13 protein-coding genes are annotated in these 19,190 nt (G+C 44.4%); 6 read left to right on the top strand and 7 right to left on the bottom strand.

Annotated features, from left to right (window positions below):
- Positions 1-103: 103 nt before the first annotated feature.
- The gene (locus tag A1232T_RS05610; RefSeq protein ID WP_077448489.1) at positions 104-1,021 is read right to left on the bottom strand and encodes a DUF808 domain-containing protein; all 918 of its coding nucleotides are present in this window, start codon (positions 1,019-1,021) and stop codon (positions 104-106) included.
- A 341-nt stretch (positions 1,022-1,362) separates the two neighbouring features.
- On the opposite strand from A1232T_RS05610, the gene A1232T_RS05605 reads away from it, so the two are divergent.
- Both A1232T_RS05605 and A1232T_RS05600 read left to right on the top strand, forming a co-directional pair.
- The gene (locus A1232T_RS05605) at positions 1,363-3,024 is read left to right on the top strand and encodes a vWA domain-containing protein (RefSeq protein WP_077448488.1); all 1,662 of its coding nucleotides are present in this window, start codon (positions 1,363-1,365) and stop codon (positions 3,022-3,024) included.
- Between the two features lie 130 nt (positions 3,025-3,154).
- Complete coding sequence (locus tag A1232T_RS05600; protein WP_077448487.1) at positions 3,155-3,796, top strand: hypothetical protein; 642 nt, start codon at positions 3,155-3,157, stop codon at positions 3,794-3,796.
- Between the two features lie 83 nt (positions 3,797-3,879).
- Here A1232T_RS05600 and A1232T_RS05595 read toward each other — a convergent pair whose 3' ends face one another.
- The 4 genes from A1232T_RS05595 to ligA all read right to left on the bottom strand — a co-directional run bounded on the left by A1232T_RS05595 (position 3,880) and on the right by ligA (position 9,308).
- Positions 3,880-4,218, bottom strand: a complete 339-nt coding sequence (locus A1232T_RS05595; RefSeq protein WP_077448486.1) for a RidA family protein — start codon at positions 4,216-4,218, stop codon at positions 3,880-3,882.
- 79 nt (positions 4,219-4,297) lie between these two features.
- Positions 4,298-5,563 (bottom strand): NAD(P)/FAD-dependent oxidoreductase, encoded by a 1,266-nt coding sequence (locus A1232T_RS05590; protein ID WP_077448485.1) that lies wholly within the window; start codon positions 5,561-5,563, stop codon positions 4,298-4,300.
- Between the two features lie 251 nt (positions 5,564-5,814).
- The gene (locus A1232T_RS05585; RefSeq protein WP_077448484.1) at positions 5,815-7,065 is read right to left on the bottom strand and encodes an NAD(P)/FAD-dependent oxidoreductase; all 1,251 of its coding nucleotides are present in this window, start codon (positions 7,063-7,065) and stop codon (positions 5,815-5,817) included.
- A gap of 194 nt (positions 7,066-7,259) precedes the next feature.
- The gene (gene ligA, locus A1232T_RS05580) at positions 7,260-9,308 is read right to left on the bottom strand and encodes an NAD-dependent DNA ligase LigA (protein WP_208606917.1); all 2,049 of its coding nucleotides are present in this window, start codon (positions 9,306-9,308) and stop codon (positions 7,260-7,262) included.
- Positions 9,309-9,578: 270 nt separating this feature from the next.
- Here ligA and A1232T_RS05575 point away from each other — a divergent pair, with 270 nt between their 5' ends.
- From A1232T_RS05575 to A1232T_RS05560, 4 genes are all read left to right on the top strand, one after another.
- Positions 9,579-10,823: an acyl-CoA dehydrogenase family protein gene (locus A1232T_RS05575; protein ID WP_077448482.1), complete on the top strand. Its 1,245-nt coding sequence runs from the start codon at positions 9,579-9,581 to the stop codon at positions 10,821-10,823.
- 78 nt (positions 10,824-10,901) lie between these two features.
- The gene (locus A1232T_RS05570) at positions 10,902-12,101 is read left to right on the top strand and encodes a phosphotransferase family protein (RefSeq protein ID WP_077448481.1); all 1,200 of its coding nucleotides are present in this window, start codon (positions 10,902-10,904) and stop codon (positions 12,099-12,101) included.
- Positions 12,102-12,205: 104 nt separating this feature from the next.
- Positions 12,206-12,937 (top strand): histidine phosphatase family protein, encoded by a 732-nt coding sequence (locus A1232T_RS05565; RefSeq protein ID WP_077448480.1) that lies wholly within the window; start codon positions 12,206-12,208, stop codon positions 12,935-12,937.
- A gap of 80 nt (positions 12,938-13,017) precedes the next feature.
- Complete coding sequence (locus tag A1232T_RS05560; RefSeq protein WP_077448479.1) at positions 13,018-13,896, top strand: SDR family oxidoreductase; 879 nt, start codon at positions 13,018-13,020, stop codon at positions 13,894-13,896.
- A gap of 85 nt (positions 13,897-13,981) precedes the next feature.
- On the opposite strand, the gene A1232T_RS05555 is transcribed toward A1232T_RS05560, so the two are convergent.
- Entirely contained in the window at positions 13,982-15,064 is a 1,083-nt protein-coding gene (locus A1232T_RS05555; protein WP_077448478.1) for a cell division protein ZipA C-terminal FtsZ-binding domain-containing protein, read from the bottom strand.
- Between the two features lie 288 nt (positions 15,065-15,352).
- Positions 15,353-19,189: an AAA family ATPase gene (locus A1232T_RS05550; protein ID WP_077448477.1), complete on the bottom strand. Its 3,837-nt coding sequence runs from the start codon at positions 19,187-19,189 to the stop codon at positions 15,353-15,355.
- Position 19,190: the final 1 nt, after the last annotated feature.

The raw sequence follows: 19,190 nt of genomic DNA, 5'->3' as shown, positions 1-19,190 counted from the left end.
CGCTTGGAATGCATTGTGTAATGAGACTAACTTAATTAGGTCTATCACTCAGCGGGAGTGGTGCGACTTGAGTGTTATTTTTTAGAATTGGTATAAAATAAGATTAGTGGGCTTCAGAGCGTGTCTTTTTGATGATAGTCACAATAAGCAAGACGACCAAACCAATTGCCAGACCAATAAATCCGTTTAATAGGTTGGCTGACAACCCTTCGAACACACCCGTTAAATCAGCAAGATCTTCCACAGCATGTTCCAAGCTATTTATGCCATGCACAATGATACCGCCGCCTACTAAGAACATAGCAATGGTACCTACAATCGTTAAAACCTTCATTAATTTAGGAGCAGCTGATAATAAGAACTGACCAACTTTTTTAGTGACATTACTTGCTCCTTGCTTTTGCATCATGTGCAAGCCTACGTCATCAATTTTAACAATAACGGCTACGATGCCATAAATACCAAAAGTTGCTGCAAGAGCAATCACCGAAAGCACCATACTCTTATTAATTAAGCTAGCACTGGTAAGCGTCCCTAACGCAATGACTATGATTTCAGCAGATAAAATAAAGTCAGTACGAATGGCACCCTTTACTTTCTCCTTTTCCATCTCGACCAAATCTACTGTTTCATCAGCGTTAGCAGCAGCTCGAGCCTCCTGCTCCTCATCATGAGGTAGCAGTCTTGGCCAAAATTTATGAACCACCTTCTCAGCTCCCTCAAAGGATAAGAACAATCCCCCAATCATAAGTAGAGGGGTAATCAGCCAAGGGATAAAATAACTAATCAATAATGCTGCTGGCACTAAGATAAGCTTGTTAACAAACGATCCTTTCGCCACTGCCCAAACCACAGGTAACTCACGACTGGGCTTAACCCCACTTACCTGCTCAGCATTCAGTGCTAAGTCATCTCCAAGAACACCTGCCGTTTTTTTGGCGGCGACTTTGGTCATGACGGACACATCGTCCATAAGCAAACTAATATCATCGAGTAGCATTAATAAACTACCACCTGCCATAAAATCTCCTTAGCTACTCGTAGCTTAGCTTACTGTCTAACTGCTTAAGTAAAAAGCACTTATAAAACAGTCGTCTAAATAAGCCAATTACGAGTTAAAATTTAATATTTATTTAATCAATGTCGTTAGTTTATCTCGTAATTTAACTAAAATCATATTACGATTGTAAGCAAAGCCGGTTTTTTTATGGGATTATGATAATTGGCTTGACCTTAATTCAAGGTCAAATTAAGCGTAAAAGCTATTGATATAAAGCATCACAGCGATTTGTCTTAGTTTTTTTATACCCTATGAATTTATAACAAAAATACCTATTTCATGAAAATAGCCAAGGATTGACTATGAAATCACTTTCTTTATTAAAGCGACCTTTACTGCTAACCTCAGTGACTGCCATAACCTTATCTGTGCTAAACGGATGTAGCATGCAACAAGAGGTTGCTACCAGCAATGAGGCCAGCAAAGCGACTGTCCCGCAACCAGCTCTGGAGGCTCCTCCGTTAATAGCGGTTGCCTCTGACGCAGCCTATGGCAAAATAGCAGCACCTACTCATATTCGCTCCCCTTACCCCCTGCCGCCCGGCATCTCTCCTCAGAACTCTGAGAATTATGCGGAGATTAAGCACAATGCGGTGAACGCCACTCACGAACAAGCTTTTGCGACTTTTAGCATTGATACCGATACAGGAAGCTATGCCAATGTCCGCCGCTTTTTAAATAACGGCAGCCTACCTCCTACTGAGGCTGTCCGAGTGGAGGAGCTAATTAATTACTTTAACTATGATTTTAAGAAAGCCGCCAAACAGAAAAACTCCCCATTTTTAGTCAGTACAGAGGTGGTTAACTCCCCTTGGCATCCGACCAATCGTATCGTCAAAGTCGGCATCAAAGCTGAAGATGTGGTCACTGCCAATCAAAACCAACCGGCTGCAAACTTAGTATTTTTGGTCGATGTGTCAGGCTCAATGAACAGCAGTGATAAACTACAGCTGGCAAAGTCTAGCCTGAAAATCCTAACCAAGGAGCTACGCGCACAAGATACTATTACCTTAATAACTTATGCGGGTAATACCGAAGTGGTGCTACCTGCCACTGCTGGCAATCAAACTCAAAAGATTCTCAATGCCATTGATAACTTATCTGCCAGTGGCTCAACCAATGGTGAAGCGGCTATCAAACTGGCCTACCAACAAGCTGAAGCCAACTTCAAAAAACAAGGGATTAACCGCATCTTAATGCTCACCGACGGCGACTTTAATGTCGGAATATCCGCTGTAGATGACATGCTAGATCTTGTGCGCAAAAATCGCGATAAAGGCATCTCTTTATCAACCTTAGGTTTTGGCCAAGGAAATTATAATGATCATATGATGGAGCAAGTTGCAAATAATGGTAACGGCAACTACAGCTACATTGACTCCCTTTCAGAGGCAAAAAAAGTCTTAATCGATGAGATGTCATCCACCTTTAATACCGTGGCCAAAGACGTTAAAATTCAACTGGAGTTTAACCCTGCTGCTGTCTCTGAATGGCGCTTAATTGGCTATGAAAATAGAGTATTGGCTAAAGAAGACTTTAATAACGATAAGGTCGATGCGGGTGAGTTGGGAGCTGGTAAATCTGTAGTGGCTCTATTTGAAGTGACTCCAGTCGGTCAAAAAGGACTGCTTGATGCCAGTCGCTATCAAAAAACGGCTGTAACCAATAAAAATAAAAGCGAGCTTGGCTATTTAAAAATTCGCTATAAATCGCCTCAAGCAGAGACTTCAAAGCTACTGACCTTCCCTATTGCTAATAAAGTCACCAACGCTTCAGCAGAGACCCAATTTGCGATGGCGGTTGCAGGTTATGGACAACTGCTAACAGGCAGTAAGTATGTCAATGACTTAACCTATGACCAAGTGGCACAGTTGGCCAAACCGGGCCTAAATAGCCCCTTGGACAAAACCAATAGCCGATCGGAATTTATTAAGCTGGTTGAATTAGCCAATGATTTACAATAACCCCCTCATTTAAGCAGAGGTTATTGCTTTTATTTTGTCTATTTCAGCCAAAACTTTATAATGCTTTATAATACTTTATAACTATGAGCTGGCCCGAATCACAGTGCCAGCTCTACTTTTGAGACCGCTTATGCAAACCCAAAAAACGTTCAACCAGTGGCCCCTAAAAAAGCTACTACCTGCCCTAACCCTACCTATGGCCCTTACCTCTATGCTATTGCTTTCTGGCTGTAATGAGCAGGCAGCTATTAATACCGAGGCTCAGCCAGAAGTCCCACAAACATCAGAAGCCACAGCTGCCTCTGAAGTAGAGCCTGACTCGTCTGCTGATACTAACGAGCTAGATACTGGCGAGCAAGTATCAACGCGTAACCAGCCCTTATCGATCGACTGGAGTCGTATTGACTCAGGACAAAAGCCAGTTGCCACTGAAGACTTCACCTATCCTTTTGAGTTAGAGGGCGACTCAGTAAAGTCACAAGCCAAATTCTCAGACATCAGCCCCAAGCAAGCCCAGCACAGCTTGACGGTTGGCATGGCCAGCAATGAGCCTCTTGAGAAACTGCTGGATCAATTGGGCGACAGTTACTTGTCTCACAAATTCTCTGAAAGTGAGGCAAAACTGATCGTTTATACCACCCCCAATGTCAAACCCAGCCAACATGATTATGTCATCGCCCATGAGTTTGCCCAAGGCCTGACCTTGCCTATCGAAATCATTCCACAGCCTAAAACCGAAGACTTAGAGTCCACTCAACCAGATGATCAGTAAACCATAACATAAAAAAAGACAGCCCCAAAAGGCTGTCTTTTTTTAGTTTAAAGGTAACTTCAGATAAAAGTCTAAGCTTCGCTTTAAACGGCTGCAATGACGGTTACTTCAACCAGTAAATCAGGGCTGGCCAAAGCAGACTCGCCACAGGCACGAGCTGGCGGAGCTACGTCGCTAAACCACTCATCCCATACGGCATTCATAGCAGCAAAGTCAGCCATGTCTTTTAACCATACGGTGGCTGATAACATTTTTGATTTGTCACTGCCTACCTCTTCTAGTAAAGCTTTTACTTTTTCTAGGCAAGTTAAGGTTTGTGCTGAAATATCTTCTTCAGGATTACCCACTTGACCGCTTAGATAGATGGTCTCATTATGGATAACAATCTGGCTCATACGTTGGTTGCTGTGTAATTTTTGCATATTTAGTCCCTTTTTGATTAACTTTGAAGCCAGTGGAGCCTCATTAACTCCACCGGCCTTGGTTTACAGTCCAAAAGTATTAGTGACCAAAACGCTCAGCACTAAACGGAGTGGCGTCAATGTATAAAGGCTTATCATTGATCATCTCTTCTACCAGGCGTCCTGTCGCTGGGCCTAAAGTAAAGCCTTGATGCGCATGACCAAAGGCAAACCACAGCTTTTCATGTCTTGGCGCAGGACCAATAACTGGCTTCATATCTGCCATACAAGGTCTAGAACCACACCAAGCTTCAGACTCTACCGCTTCTTCTAATGGCAATACGTTTTTGGCAATTTTCAATACCGCTTCAAGCTGACCGAAGTTTTTCGGAGCATTTAGAGTGGTCATTTCTGCGCCCGTGGTAATACGAATGCCTTGTTCCATAGGGCCCATCAAATAGCCTTTTTCTGCATCAAATAAGCTGTGGCCGATACGGTTGCCTTCGCTGACTTTGAAATGCTGATGATAGCCACGCATTGGGAATAATGGGAAGTTATAACCTAAAGGACCGGTTAATTGTGTTGACCAAGGACCCGCCGCAATCACCACATGGGTACTGTTATAAGTAGCCACTTCACCTTCGGCAGATTCAGCGGTTACTTGCCAGCTTTTGTCTTCCATTTGCTCAATGTTTTTGACAGTTGCTTGCTTGATTTCACCCTGCATGGCTTCGAAGCTTTTGGCATAAGTTTTTACCAAACGACTTGGGTTTTTTACCTGCCAAGAGTTCTGCCAGTGGATACCACCAATGAATTCATCAAAGTTAACATTTGGCTCAAATTCTTTTAATTCTTCAGGAGTTAGTAGCTTGTACTCAACCCCTTTAGTAGCCGCTCTTTCAGCTAACTTAATGGCTTCATCGTATTTTTTCTGGGTGCGGTAAATTTCAAACCAACCGCCTTTACGCACTAATTCATCTGCGCCTGACGCTTGAATCATTACATCATGTTCACTGGTGCAATGCTCAATTAACGTCGCCCACTCATCTTCAATTTTTGTTAATTTTTTTGGGGTTGAGTTGGTCCAATACTGATATAACGCACTTTGATAGTTAAACAAAGCAGACCAACGATAACGGATGTCAGTACTGGTGTTAGGGAGCACTCTAAAGATCTCACCCATCTCTCGTGGGAAAGCTTTTGGATATACCGCCTCTCTTTGAATTAAACCTGCGTTACCATATGAAGTTTCTTCACCTGGCGCTTTTTTATCAATTACTAAAACTTTGGAGTTGTTTTTTTGTAGGTGCCAAGCAATTGAGGTGCCTACCATACCCGAGCCAATCACAATAACGTCGTATTGCATAAAAGTTCCTTTAAGTTAGACCCACAAAAATAAAATGTGAGTCTAATAAGTTAAATTATTCAATAAAAAAGCACGCCCCATGAGCATTGAGTGATGAGTCGTGCACAGTATTATGATAACGCTTTTATAAGGGTAAAGTGTCACTAATTTGATTGAGTTTTTAAATCATAGTTTGAGTTTTGTTTGATTAAATATTAAGTGGCTAGCATAGCCCTAATTACTGGCTAAAAAAATTACTGGCTAAAAAAAAATTACTGGCTAAGAAAACGGTTCGTGGCAAAAGGTACGGTAGAGACAAAAGGCGTTTTACCATGAATCATCTCTTCAATCAGACGCCCAGTTACTGGCCCTAATGTCAGTCCATGGTGAGCATGACCAAAAGCAAACCATAGGTTTTGGTGCTGATAAGCCGCCCCTATTACCGGCTTCATATCGGGCATACAAGGGCGAAATCCACTCCAAGGCTCGGCTTCTACTGCCTCATTAAGCCCCACTATTTGTTTGGCACAGACTAAGACTTTATTGAGCTGATTTAATCTTTTTTCGGAATCTAACAAGCTAAATTCAGCCCCCGTGGTCACTCGTAATCCTTGCTGCATAGGCCCAATGACAAACCCTTTATGCATATCAAATAAAGGATGGTGAATCACATTATCGTCTTCTTGTTTAAAGTGTAAGTGATAGCCACGCATCGGGAATAACGGCAGCTCATACCCCAAAGGCTTGATGAGCTTATCTGACCAAGCTCCAGTGGCAATCACCACATGATCGGCTAAATAGGAGTTATCCTTCACTGTTACCTGCCAGCCCTTACCCGTCTGCTGTAAGGCTTGAACCTCTGCCTGGCCAACTTCTCCACCCAGCTGCTCAAAATGCTTGGCATAGACTCTAACCAGCTCACCCGGATTGTTAACTTGCCAAGTATTCTTCCAGTGGATAGCTCCCACCAACTCTGAGACATTGATATTAGGCTCTATAGCCTGAAGCTCAGACACCGATAAGGCTTGATATTCAATCTCAGGATCAGGGCAGTTTTTTGCTAAATTTAACGCAGCGTCAAACTCATTTTGACAGCGATGCAATTCAATCCAGCCTACTTTTTTAATGAGATGCTCAGCTTTGGTCTCCGCCACCATAACCGCATGCTCATCAATGCAGTGCTTAATTAAAGTAGACCACTCTTGCTCAATCTGTGGCAAATACTTATCGCTTGAGTACTTCCAATATTGCAGTAAAGCCGAGGAATAGCGTAGAACACCTGAGAGACTATAGCGAACATCAGTGCGCTGATTGGGCAGCACCTGAACCAGCTTGCTAAGCTGTCTGGGAAAAGCATGAGCATGAATGGCTTCCCGCTGAATAAGCCCAGCATTGCCATAGGAAGTCTCACTGCCGGGTGCCTTTTTATCCAGCAATAAAACCTTAGACCCGTTCTTCTGTAAGTGCCAAGCAATGGATGTGCCGACCATCCCTGCACCAATCACAATCACGTTGTACTGCATAACCCGTCCTTATTTATTGGCTGATATCCTTGATGTCCTATTTAGCCCGACCCTCCGTAGCTTTAGCCAAATATCATACTGTGATTGCAAACCTAAAGTCGATAGCCTTGTCATCGATTAAAATAAAAAAAGCCACCACTCCTATACAGTGATGGCTTTGCAACAGACAATCAAATGAGGGCAAAAGGCGGTTACTAAGCACCAATAAGCGCTAAGAACTCCTCTTCTAATACCACACGCACGCCCAAACTTTCGGCTTTAGTCAACTTTGACCCTGCTTTTTCACCGGCCAATAACGCAGAAGTCTTGGCTGAGACACTGCCTGAAACTTTGGCCCCTAAAGCTTGCAGACGGGCTTTGGCTTCATCACGCGACATTCCACTGGCGACCAAGGTTCCAGTGATTACCCAAGTTTGACCCTCTAACGGTAAATTATCAGAGGCGACCTGCTCAACCTTATCCCACTGCACGCCAGCTTCAATTAAAGCCTCAATAACTTCCACGTTATGCTCAGCACGGAAGAAATTATAAATCAGCTCAGCGGTAATAGTACCAATGTCGGGGACAGCTTCTAACGCTTCAATACTGGCTTCCATTAAAGGCTCTAAGTCACCAAAGTGCTGGGCTAAGTTCTGCGCTGTGGTCTCTCCCACCCCTTTGATTCCTATGGCGTAAATAAAGCGCGATAAAGTGGTTTTTTTACTCTCTTCAATGGCCGTTAGCATGTTGTTAACGGATTTTTCACCCAGTTTCTCATAATTAACCAGGTCTGCTTTGTGTTCATGCAAGTGGTAAATATCTGCCACAGTTTTGACAATGCCATGCTCAAAGAAGCTAATTAACCAGCGCTCCCCAAGTCCTTCGATATCCATTGCTTTACGAGAGACGAAGTGAATAAGCGCTTCTTGCTGCTGCGCGGGACAAAACAGCTCGCCTGTACAACGGGCTAAAGCCTCCCCTTCTGGCAGGACCACAGGCGAGTCACACACAGGACAATGAGTAGGCAAAGTCACTGACTGCGCGTCTTCAGGACGCAGCTCCTGCCACACTCGGGTGACCTTAGGAATCACATCACCAGCACGGTGAACGCTAACGGTGTCTCCAACTCGTACATCAAGACGCTGAATCTCACCAATATTATGCAGGGTCACATTACTGACTGTTACCCCGCCCACTTGTACCGGCTCAAGCTTACCAACTGGAGTAATTTGACCCGTGCGACCCACTTGCCATTCAATGGCATTAAGTTTGGTAATCGCTGTTTCTGCTGGGAACTTATATGCCGTGGCCCAACGTGGCTCACGAGACAGATGGCCGAGCTGACTTTGTAGCTGTAGGTCATCAACTTTGATAACCATGCCATCAATTTCAAAATCCAAACCACTGCGAGTTTCAATCACTGACTCATAGTAAGACTGGATTTCCTCCACTGTATTAACAACTTTTACGTCACTAACCGTAAAGCCAATCTCTTTTAACCAAGCCAAAGCATTAGATTGCTGAGTAATGTGCTCAGGTAGTCCTTGGTTGACTGAATAAGCATAAAAGGCCAAGGGACGGTTGGCGGCCACAGCAGGATCAAGCTGACGTAAGCTACCTGCAGCGGCATTACGTGGGTTAGCAAAAACTTTTCCGTCTGACTGCTTGGCTTCTCGGTTTAGACGCTCAAAGCCTGCTTTAGGCATCAGCACCTCACCACGCACTTCAAGCACCTCAATATCAAAGGCATCTTCTAGCACCAGAGGAATATTGTTGATGGTTCTCACGTTTTGGGTAATGTCCTCCCCAGTCTGTCCATCACCCCGAGTTACCCCTCTGACAAACTGACCTTTGTGATATTTAAGGGAGACCGCTAGACCATCTAACTTCAGCTCCACTTCATAACTGGGATTTTTATCTTTGTCGCTAAGTCTATCGTTTACTCGGCGCATAAATTCGGTTAGGTCGTCCTTATTAAAGACGTTGCCCAAGGACAGCATAGGAATATCATGCTGTACTTGAGAAAAAGACGGCAAAGGATCATCTCCCACACTTGCGGTAGGACTGTCTGGTTGAGTTAAATCTGGATACCGCTCCTCAAGCTCAATAAGGCTCAAGCGCAGTTGGTCATACTCATTGTCACTGATGGTAGGAGCATCCATCACATAATAAGCATTGTTATGTTTGCGCACTTCGGTAATCAAAGCACGCATCTTTGAGACAATTTCTCGTTGCTCTACATTGAGGGGGTTATTGGCATTCATTTGAGTAGCCTGACTTTTATTGGAAGTTGTTTTTGTCATAGAAGACATCTTAAGTTAGGGCAAATACGGGTTTAAAAATTTTGGATTATTATGATAACAATTTTCAGATATAGATGCCTAAGTAAACTCACCCTAGCCGGCCCCTAAAGCTAAAGAGAATAACCAAATAAGTACTGTTGAGTCAGAAGCAAATAACAAGAAAGTCATAAAATAATGGTAGAGTTAAGCTCAAGGAATTCATTTAACCCCTTCAATAAAAAGGATTTTATTATGTTCAACGTCAGTGAACGCGGCCAAGATTTTTATCAACGCACCAAAGAATTCATCGAAACCGAAATCGAACCTATCGAAGCTGAAATTATCGAGCAAAGTCACCAAGCAAATAATCATGGTGACTGGACCCAGTGGCAGTGGCCTGAGCAGTACTATGCCTTACGTCAAAAAGCGAAAGAGGCAGGCCTGTGGAATATGTTCTTACCTGATGAAACTTTGGGTGCAGGCTTATCGGTCACGGATTATGCCCCCATTGCTGAGCTGACAGGTCGTAGCCTGATTGCCCCCAACATCTTCAACTGTAACGCCCCAGACAGCGGCAATATGGAGCTGCTATGGCGCTTTGGTAACGAAGAACAAAAGAAACGTTATTTACAACCTTTACTAGACGGCAAAACCAGCTCGGTATTTTGTATGACCGAGCCAAGTGTCGCCTCAAGTGATGCCACCAATATGGAAGCGACTGCCATTGTGGAAGGGGATGAGATTGTGCTGAATGGCCGCAAATGGTGGTCTTCAGGTTTAGGCGACCCTGATGTTGATTTTATTATCTTCATGGCGCACACCCCAAATGAAGACTTAGGCCGTCACCAACAACACTCAATGGTTCTAGTGCCTATTGATACCAAAGGTATTAAAATTGAGCGTATGCTACGCGTATTTGGCGATTATGATGCTCCTCATGGTCATGGTGAAGTTGTCTTTGATAACGTACGGGTGCCGGTGGGCAATATCATTGGAGGTCCGGGTATGGGCTTTTTAATCGCTCAAGGTCGCTTAGGTCCTGGCCGAATTCACCACTGTATGCGCTGTATTGGTGCCGCTGAAAAAGCATTGGAGCTTGCCATTCATCGAGGTATGAGCCGAAAAGCCTTTGGTAAATCCCTGTTGATGCTGGGCGGTAACTTAGAGCGTATCGCTGAAGCCCGTATTAAAATTGATCAAGCCCGCCTACTTACTTTAAATGCCGCTCATAAAATGGACACTCATGGCGTGATGGAAGCGCTGACTGAAATCTCAGCCATTAAAGTGGTTGCCCCAAATGTGCTGCAAGAAGTGGTAGATATGGCGATGCAAATACACGGCGGTATGGGTGTGAGTCAAGATACTGTGCTCCCAGCATTTTATGCCCAAGCCCGTAGCTTGCGCTTAGCTGATGGCCCAGATGAAGTTCATAAAGGCATGATTGCCAAGCTTGAGCTAAAAAGAAACGGCTATACCCGTCCTAAATCAAAAAAATAACCGTTTCTTTACTTATTATTGTACCGAAACTCGTTTTTGTACCGAAACTCAATTCTTGGCGATATAAAAGGGATTTTTATGAGCACCCCTCAACAATCTAACAACCCCTCTACCGAGGGCTTAGTGACTCCTGCACAAACCAGTGCAGTAATAGACAAGCCCACCAAGGTCAGAGAGAGCGAAACTTTAGATGCTAAAGCAGTAACTGAGTGGTTGAAATCACAAAATATTGATGTTCAAGGCACACCAGAGGTCAGTCAATTCTCTGGAGGAGCCTCCAACTGGACCTACTGCCTGCACTATGACAATACCGATTTAATTTTACGCCGCCCTCCTGCGGGTACTAAGGCCAAATCCGCCCATGATATGGTTCGTGAGTTTAACATTCAACAAGCCTTAAAAGAGGACTATCCTTACGTTCCTAATATGATAGCGCTGTGTACCGATGAGTCTGTCATTGGTTGCGATTTTTATGTGATGGAGCGTTTGGTGGGTATTATTCCTCGTGCCAACTTACCAAAGCAGTTAGATTTAGATAGCTCACAGGTCCGCAGCTTATGTACCAATGTGTTAGATGCTCTTATTGAGCTACATCAAGTGGACTATCAGCAAAACCCTGCTTTAAACGCTATTGGTAAAGGCGAAGGCTACTGCCAGCGCCAAGTCATGGGTTGGGAGAAACGTTATAAAAAAGCAAAAACTCCCAACGTCCCTAGCTTTTATCTGGTCCGCCAATGGTTAAAACGCAATTTACCTAAAGACAGTCGTACTTGTGTCATTCACAACGACTGGCGCTTTGATAACGTGGTATTAGACCCAGAAAACCCGACTTCGGTCATTGGGGTACTTGACTGGGAAATGGCCACTTTGGGCGACCCCTTGATGGATCTAGGCAGTGCTTTGGCTTACTGGGTACAAAAAGATGACAACGTTATCATGCGTCAGTCCCGCCGCCAGCCCACTCATTTAGACGGCATGATGACCCGTAAGGAAGTGGTGGATTATTATCTCACTAAGATGAATATGACCACAGACAACTGGGCATTTTACGAAGTGTTTGGCTTATTCCGTTTGGCCGGTATCGCTCAGCAAATCTACTACCGCTATTACAACAAGCAGACCGATAATCCTGCGTTTAAAAACTTTTGGATTATCACCCATGCTCTACATGCTCGCGCTCTAAAGCTTATTGCCCAGCAAGAAGCTGCACGAGCTGTCGATAGTGGCAAACTGCCAAAGCCGGTGCACTCTGTTGCTAAGCGTTTGGTAAAAAATTAGTCGGCTTTGCCTAAAATAAAGGCTGCTGACCGGTTTGTGACTTTTTTTGTGACAAACCTTATAACAGCAGCCAACCGCCTTTCATTCATTGTAACAAGGACATTATGACTACTTTGCTTTTTGCTAGGCATGGACAAGCCTCTTTTGGTCAAAAAAACTATGACAAGCTGTCGTCACTAGGAAGTCAGCAAGCCGCATTATTAGGCCAACACTATGCCAATACCCAGCGTAAGATTGATGCCATTGTGACGGGCAGCTTAGTTCGCCAGCAAGACTCCGCTACGCATTTTTTGAGTACTTATAACACTGATAACGCCTCTACTTTAAAGGCATCTAAACCTTTAGTTATTGAAGAATTAAATGAGTTTAATCACAAAGATGTGTTTATCAAGTTTGACCCAAGCTTTGCCACAGAGGTTGGCATAATGACCGCTGTGGCTCAAGCTCCTGTACCTAAGGTTCGTTTGGCTGAGCTGTTTAATGAAGCCATGATTCGCTGGCACTCAGGGCAGCATGATGCTGATTACTTAGAAAGTTGGCCCCAGTTTAATCTGCGAGTACAGCAAGCTTTGCAAAAACTGATGACTTACGCTGAGCAGCAGCAAACTAAAAATGTACTGATTTTTACTTCTGGAGGAGTAATTGCTGCGATTGCCGCCAGCTTATTACAGCAAGACAGCGACAAGCTCAGTAAGACCGCTTATCAGATAAATCGCAGTTTAATTAACACCGGGGTGACCTCGGTAGTGCTAAAAGGCAACACTCCAAGATTATTATCCTTAAATGAGCACAGTCATCTGTATCATGAGGGAGAAAGCTTGGTGAGCTGGCACTGATTCAAATAAGTAATAAGCGCTGACCCAAGCTATTTACTTGAGGTTGGCGTAACCCATATTTTCAAGTTATAAGGATATATATGAAAAACTCGTTATTTAACACGCTTCAAAAAGGACTGGTCGGCGGAGTACAAACCAAACTCGCTGAAACCAAATCTGCACTCCAAAGCCAGGACTTAACCAAGTTAATCGAAGATAAAACCGGTAAAGGCAAGACCGTATTAATAACCGGAGCCAGCTCTGGTATCGGGGCTGGTATGGCTCGCACTTTCGCCAAACTTGGCTACAACCTAGCCATTTGCGCGCGTCGTACCGACCGCCTGCAAGCTTTAAAAACTGAGATACTGGCTGAAAACCCTGATATTCGTGTTGAGCTAACCGCTTTAGATGTCAGCGATTACGATGCTGTATTTGATACCTTTAAAGCCTTTCAACAGCAATTTGACTCTATTGATCGCGTCATCGTCAATGCTGGTGTCGGTGAAGGTCGCCGCGTAGGTACTGGCCGCTTTCATATCAACCAACGCACCGCTGAGATTAACTTTATTTCGGCATTGGCCCAATGTGAAGCGGCTATGGAAATCTTTCGAGAACAAAACTCTGGCCATCTGGTAGTTATCTCAAGCATGTCAGCCATGCGTGGTATGCCAAAGCATTTGACCGTCTATGCAGCAAGTAAAGCCGGTTTAGCCCACTTAGCGGAAGGCATTCGCGCCGAGATGCTCGCAGATAATCTGCCTATTAAGGTCACCACGATTTATCCTGGTTATATCCGCACAGAAATCAACGAAGGTGCCCCAAAATTGCCTTTTGAAGTAGATGAAGTGACGGGTAGTAATGCTTTGGTTGCCGCTATCGAATCAGGCGCTGAGGAAGCTTGTGTCCCCGCTCTGCCTTGGTTGGTCATCGGTAAAGCCATGAAACATCTGCCGTTACATTTAGTGAATAAATTGGGCTAACAAAAAAGCCGTAGCTTATTAGGCTACGGCTTTTTTTATAATCTAGGATTAGTCCGTTTTATTATTCAAACCAGACTCAAGCTGTCTATCGAAGCTCTGCTTGTGCTTGGTACTCCCGAACTTCAGTACGTAGCTGCTGTCTACGCTCACGAGTCAATATTTCGTTATTTTCATCCAAGATCAACGCATTTAAATCATTAGCAATCAGATTCACCACACTCATCATGGTATCAAAGCCTTGAGTGGCCTTGGGGTGTGGCAAGGATAAAAATAGCACCAAACCATTATATTTAGAGGTGGTCAGTAGATTTAAATCAAAAGGAGTAATACCCTCTTGATCAATGCCCATCATACTGAACCATAATATACCTGAGCCATCTTTATGCTCATAACGATGGAACATATTCATCGCACCATACTTTAAGCCATACTGATTAACTATCGATAGGATAGTTTTACCATCAATAAGCTCATAATTACTCTTAGGCACTATGGTGATATTAATGTTTTCTTGAGCATGATTTAGCGGACTGTTTTGATCTTGGTCGGCTTCAGCTAACAGATGATGATCTAGCATAGGGCTATTGTCAGCAAACTCAGTCTCTTCAGCTGTTTCAATCATTGGCATCAGCTTTTCGGTTGCTGAGGCTAAAGTTGAGAACACATCGTCCTCATTGTCATCAATTTGTAAGCCCGCCAGTTCTAAGTCAGTTTTGGTGGGTGTTTCAGCGGTAGTATCTTGCGCAGACTCTGTATTTAACGGATTGCTAAAAGGCATGGTTTGTGAGGGGGTTTGGGCTGCCTCATAGTCATTATCCGACTCATATTGAGCGTCTTGCTCATAATCTTCTAACGTCGCTGCCTGATGAGGCTGAGTTTCAACAAAACCGTTAGAAGCGGGTACAGCTCCCTCTTCTTCAATCACGGGCTGAAGGTGCTCACGATCTGGCGTAATGGTGGTTTCGCTTTCTTCTATCTGTACCGGTTCTGACTGTTCGACTAGGTTACGCTCATGACGAGGGATGATAGGAATACCATTTTTATCTCGGATAATGGCTTGAGAGTTGGTATTGTCTTTGCGGCTTAGAACTCCGCGAATAATAATATAAAGACCTACCACCATAATTACAACAGCGATGATTATTAATATATAGTCTACGGTGGTCATGATATACGCGTCCTAAAAGTAAGATAGAAAAAACGAGATTAGTCTAGCACGCTTACGGTCGCTCGTCATCAATGGTGACTGGCAATAGGTAACTATTTAAGTTGGCCCTATAAGCGTTAATCACAAAAAATATAACAAAGTTTCAAAAAAAACATTTAGTACTTTAATTAAGTAATAGTCTGTCTTTTATTTTAACGCGATAAGGGCTTACGAATCTATTCTGCCAATGTAACTAGAAACTACAAAATATTTATAACCCTATAAAATTAGCCAGGACTCCTGTCACTTTTAGGCGGAGGGCTCTAAATAATGCTCAGCTTCTTCTAAACTGACGCTTACCAAAGAGGAGATGCCGGGCTGCGGCATAGTGACCCCTTTTAATTCATCTGCAATTTGCATCGCCAGCTTATTATGGCTGATAAATATAAATTGCACCTCATCAGCTAAGTCTGAAATTAGGTTGGTGAACCGAGTAACGTTGGCATCGTCTAAGGGAGCATCCACTTCATCTAGTACACAAAACGGCGCAGGATGTTGTTTAAAAATAGCAAATATTAAGCTTAATGCGGTCAGTGTTTTTTCGCCGCCAGACAATACTGCCAAGCGGCTGTTTTTCTTACCCTTAGGCTGAGCCATTAGCTCTAAGCCTGCGCGCCACTGCTCATTTTGAGCCAAGTCCTCTTCTTTAATCAAGGTCAGGCTGGCCTGGCCGCCACCGAATACTTTGGTGAATAAATGGGTTAGCGACTCATTCACCGCATCCAAGGTTTGTAAAAATAAAGTCTTGGTCTTGGCATCAATTGAGGCAATGGCATCCGTTAAGGTCGCCATACTTGCGGTAATATCATTTATCTGCTTTTCTAACGGCAATAAACGCTCATCAACAGCGGCTAATTCTGCAGCTGCAGCCAAATTCACCGGTCCCATATTATCGAGCTTACGACTCAGTTCAGTCTCATCAGACTGCAGCTTACTTACCTTAGCTTGCGATAAGCTACGGCCATGGGTCAGATAATCCGTCAGTACACGCTCAGCACTAAGCTCATTATTAACCTGCTTAAGCCGCTCACCTGCCTCATTAATACGCTCATTAGCAATGGCTACTTGGGTTACTGTCTCTGCCAAGCTCTGCTGCTGCTGCTGTAATTGCTGCTCAGTGTCATCTTGCTGTTTTTTTAAGGTATCGGCTTCAGCTTGCAATGTATTGATAATGGCATTGCGTTCCTCTAACGCCGTTTGCAATTGATGATGGCTATCATTGGCCTGCTTTAAGCTGGTCTCTAACTTAGGCAACTGACTTTCCGTCTGTTGTTGCTCTTGTTCTAGCCTCTGCTGGCTGTGTTTCAACTGCTTTAGCTCTATCACAAGCTGCTGTAACTGTTGCTGACTGTGCTTGTCTGCAAGCTCCGCCTTATTTAATTCTAATTGCAGCTGACGTAACGTATTCGCCTCTTCCCGCTCTTGCTGGCTGATGGATTGACGCTTTTGTTCTATTTGCTGCAGCTCGTCTTTTACTACAATCAGCTTAGGCTCTATATCTTGTAAATGCTTAGTGGCCTGCTCCATACTGGTGGCAAGCTGTGACTGCTGCTGTTGTAGTTGTTGATAGTCCGTATCTAATTGCTCACGCTGCTTAATGAGTCGCTGTTGTTCACTTTGCTGTCTGTCTTGCTTAGCCTGTAGCTCAACTTGCTGCTGTTTTAAAGTGTGCAAACTATGCGTCAACGCCGACAGCTGTGCAGTTAACTCCTCTACAAACACCGAGCTTTGCTCTTTTTTTAACTGGCTGGCTTTGACTGCTTTACTAAGCGCTTCCATCTGCTCTTCGATGTCATTTAGCTTATCTTCCAAAGCGGCCAGACGCTGTTGCTGCTGTAAACGCACACTCAAAAACTGTGAGTTTTGTGACTCATTACTAAGCTTAGATAAGTGCAAGGCACCAAAGTGACCCATGATCCAGCCAGATGCCGTTAAGATTAGAGCAGACTGTGGCAACTGAACCATTAAAGTTGCAGCCCTCTGTAACGCTTCTTGGTCAGAGGTGCCTTGGTCAGCCTCCGGCACGTAAAGATAACACTGCTGCCATAAACTTAATTTAGGAGCCACAATTAACTCAGCCAAAGGAATCAGCTCATCACCGATACTTTTGACTTGATTGGCTGCTACGGCACCAGCGAAAAGTACGCTATTTTCCGGCTGATCAGCTGACGGCTTGGCTTTATTGTGGTTAGCTTTATTTTTGGTTTTATCGGCCGCCTTGTTAGCAGGTAAGTCGGCATCTGGGCCGGTCAATCCAGATAAAAGCTGATACCACTCCCCTGCTTGTGCTTTGTCTTCGGCCGAGGTGATGTCAATGACTCGGCTATCTAGCCAAAAGGCCAACCAGCGATCCAATACAGAAGCATGCTTCTCACCAGCTTGAGTCAATCGAATCTGCTGATGTAATGCTGGCAACTTGCTTAAGGCTGCCACTGAGCTATTGCTTGGCTCGGCCTTATTTGACGAGGAGTCTGTTGTGCTCGCTGTATCCTGTTTTGACTTATCCTCTGTACTGCTCTTTTTGGGATGGACAATACTGTGCAGCGTCTCGTATTCTGCCATTAAGCTGGCGTGCTGCTTCTCTAACTGAGCCAACTGCGTTTGCTGAGTAGTTAACTTCTGCGACAGCTCATTTAAGGCGGGCTGCTCAGTCTCTAAACTTTCAGTCACTGTTTCTTGCTGCTTCATCAGCCCAGACAGCTTGTTTTTAAGCTCGGCCAAAGCTTGAACAGGATTGTCCTGAAGCTCTTCACCGTCTTTATCAGAAGCCCCTGTTTCGGGAGATAAACCCCATTTGGTAGCCTCTTGCTGCCAAGAGTCTTGCTGTGCTTGCCACTTAGACAAGTCTTTTTGTACACGGCTGTCAGCCTGCTTATCAAGAGCAAGTTGCTGCTCGTAGCGGCGCTGTTGTTTTTCTAAATCTAGAACTTCAGCATTCACCTCATTCCAACGGGTTTGCAAGGGGGCATAAGCTTGTTGGCTCTGCTGTTGTCGCTGTTCTAGCTTAGTAATTTTAGGCGTTATTGAGCCAATAATTTCAGCTTGCTGTTGCTGTTCTTTTTCTGCCTCTGCCAACGAGTTCTCGGCTCTTTTTTGACGCTCTATGTTGGCTTGATAACGCCCATCAAGCTGATTGATATTGGCTTGCAGCGTATGTAGCTGATGCTCAGCTTGCTGGCGCTGCATATCCTGTACGTGTAGCTTGTCGCGGGCTTCATCTTTTAGCCATTGCTCTTGAGCTAAGCGATCACTCAACTTGCTAAATTTGGCTTTTAATTGGCTGTACTGCTGCTGCAAAGTGGTCACTGATTTGGTCAGCGACTCTTCACTAGACTTATGCTGCATTTGTAATGACTTAGCTTGGCACAACTGATGAATGGCCAGCTGCTCTTTGACAGTCGCCAACTGCTCCTGAATTTGCTGATATTGATTGGCACTTTCTGCCTGCTTAACCAGCTTTTTTTTCTGACGGCTTAATTCAGCTTCAATATCATGCAGACGCTCTAAATTTTCTTGAGTTTTTAGCAGCTTCTTTTGGGTTTCTTCACGCCGTGCTTGATAACGTGATACCCCCGCAGCCTCTTCAATGAACTCACGCAGCTGCTGTGGGCTTGAGTCAACAATACGTCCAATCATTCCCTGCTGAATCACAGAGTAGCTACGCGGCCCTAATCCTGTTCCTAAGAACACATCCACCACATCACGGCGACGACAACGGGTCCCATTGATAAAGTAATCAGACTTGCCCTCAACATTGATCTGACGGCGTACTGATAACTCATGGTATAGGTTTAACTCGTGGCGAATGCCCGTTTGTTCATCTTGAGTGTGCTCGAAGGTCAGCTCAACACTGGCGACACTTTTTGCCGCTTTGTTTTGCGTTCCAGCAAAGATAACATCACTCATTGCCCCGCCTCTGAGCTGCTTGGCAGAAGACTCGCCAAGCACCCAGCGAATGGCATCAATCACATTGGACTTCCCACAGCCATTTGGACCGACAATGGCGGTAATACCATGTCGGAAGGTAAAGGTTGTGGGGTTAGCAAAAGATTTAAATCCTGCCAGCTTAAGAGATTTTAGACGCATG

This window comes from Psychrobacter pasteurii, from assembly GCF_900162815.1.
Taxonomy (GTDB): domain Bacteria; phylum Pseudomonadota; class Gammaproteobacteria; order Pseudomonadales; family Moraxellaceae; genus Psychrobacter; species Psychrobacter pasteurii.
The sequence above is the reverse complement of the archived record's forward strand: the minus strand, read 5'-3'. Positions and strand labels throughout refer to the sequence as shown.